Source organism: Streptobacillus notomytis (assembly GCF_001902585.1).
GTDB lineage: Bacteria > Fusobacteriota > Fusobacteriia > Fusobacteriales > Leptotrichiaceae > Streptobacillus > Streptobacillus notomytis.
This window is the reverse complement of the sequence record NZ_LKKV01000129.1, coordinates 1-1,752: the sequence shown is the minus strand read 5'-3', so window position 1 is coordinate 1,752 and position 1,752 is coordinate 1. Positions and strand designations below refer to the sequence as shown.

Annotated in this window: 2 pseudogenes; both read right to left on the bottom strand. The window is 23.5% G+C overall.

Going from position 1 to position 1,752, the window contains the following annotated elements:
- Window positions 1-558: pseudogene (locus BUE91_RS06655) on the bottom strand (hypothetical protein); the annotation flags it as partial.
- A gap of 223 nt (window positions 559-781) precedes the next feature.
- Window positions 782-1,752 (bottom strand): annotated as a pseudogene (locus BUE91_RS07200) (hypothetical protein); the annotation flags it as partial.

Genomic DNA, 1,752 nt, shown 5'->3' with positions numbered 1-1,752 from the left:
ATTTTTTAATTCCTTCTCTATATCTGTTTTATCTATATCTACTTTTTCTTTACTTTCTCCTTTTACATAGTAATTTAATTCTCCATTTACATACTTATTTTCTGAAAATAATGTTAATTTTATTTTTTCTATATCATTATTTTCTAAAAAATTACTATGTGTTATCTTCTTTCCTAATATATCTACTTTTAGTCCTAATCCTAAATAGTTCTCTTTTAACTTAAAGTTTACTCTCTTTCTTAGTTCTATATTCTGAGATAGGTATTTTACTGCAAGTTCTACATCTCTAGTTACTCCGCTATATCTAGGACGCCATTCATAATAGTATGACTGGGAGATATATTTAGGTACGTTATCCTTTTTATAATTAAAAGATTTAATCGGTCTAAATGTATCTATTATTGTTGGAACAAATTGAAAAATATTTTCAGCTCCATCTACTCCAGCTGTAGAATCAAAACTAAAAGTCACTTCCCCTTCAATTTTACTTTTTTCTTCCATAGAATATTTAATAGAAGATAATAAAAGTAGTAAAAACAATATTTTTTTATATTTCATAATATATTTATGATAATATCATAAACCTCCTCTATATTACATCAATCAACCTCCCTAGTCTAGTTCATATTATATAGTAAAAACATTACTTTTACAATAAATTTAAATAAAAATTCTTAATACTTTGTAGCCATTCCCATTTTTAATAGATTTCTAGACTTTAACTTTTCAATATTTTCTTAATACAAAAATATAACTATTTTATATTTTATCTACCTTAATATTACCATCTGTATTCAAGTCCTGTTCTAACGTTAAATTTAACATCTTTATATTCTCTATTCTCAAAACTTATAGGTAATTCTGCACTTAACCTAGCATTTAAATTATTAATTAAATTATATGTCATTTTAACTTCTGGAATTACTGTATTTTTAATTAGTATTTTTCTACTTCCAAATAATTTAATATCCTCTAATATTAACTTACTAGTTACCTCATAATCTACATTTAAATTATATTTTATTCCAGTAGAAACTATCATTTTATCCTTAGGATTAAAGTTATATCCTAAGTACATATCTAATTTACCATTTATTTTCTTAGTGTGTAAGAAAACATTATTGTATGTTTTCTCTTCTACTTTCTTAGTATCTGAAAGTATTTCTTTTAGTTCTTGTTCAGTTACTTCTCTACCAACAAGATTCGTAGCATTTTTATTATATATTTTTTGATCTTTTGGGCTTGGTTTTTTATTTTTAAGATGATCTTTTAATGAATTTAGTATATTATTCTTATCTACATTTACTTTCTTATTATCATCTTTTATTTCTGTTTCACTAGGATTAGGATTATTGCTACTTGTAGTAACTATTATTACTCTTGATTTTGTTTCATCTATTTTAGTTATTTTCTTAGTTCCATTTAACTTTGTTTCATTATACATTACATCTATATCTAAATCAAAATTAATACCTCTATCTTGTTTGTATTCTGTATTAATCTCAAAATTATATATTTGATGATCTAAATCTAGAGTCTCTTTAGATTTTGTTGTTTGTTTATCTGATTTAACTTCCATAAAATAATTATATTCTTTGTTACCACCTAAAGGATTATACCAACTTGAATCATTTTTTTGATAATTCCAAGCAATATACCCTTCTGATTTTTTTCTTTCTATAAATTGTCCTTCATTTATTGTTTCTTTTTCATGATGTCCTTTTACTTTAATACTATCAGCCTTAACACTTA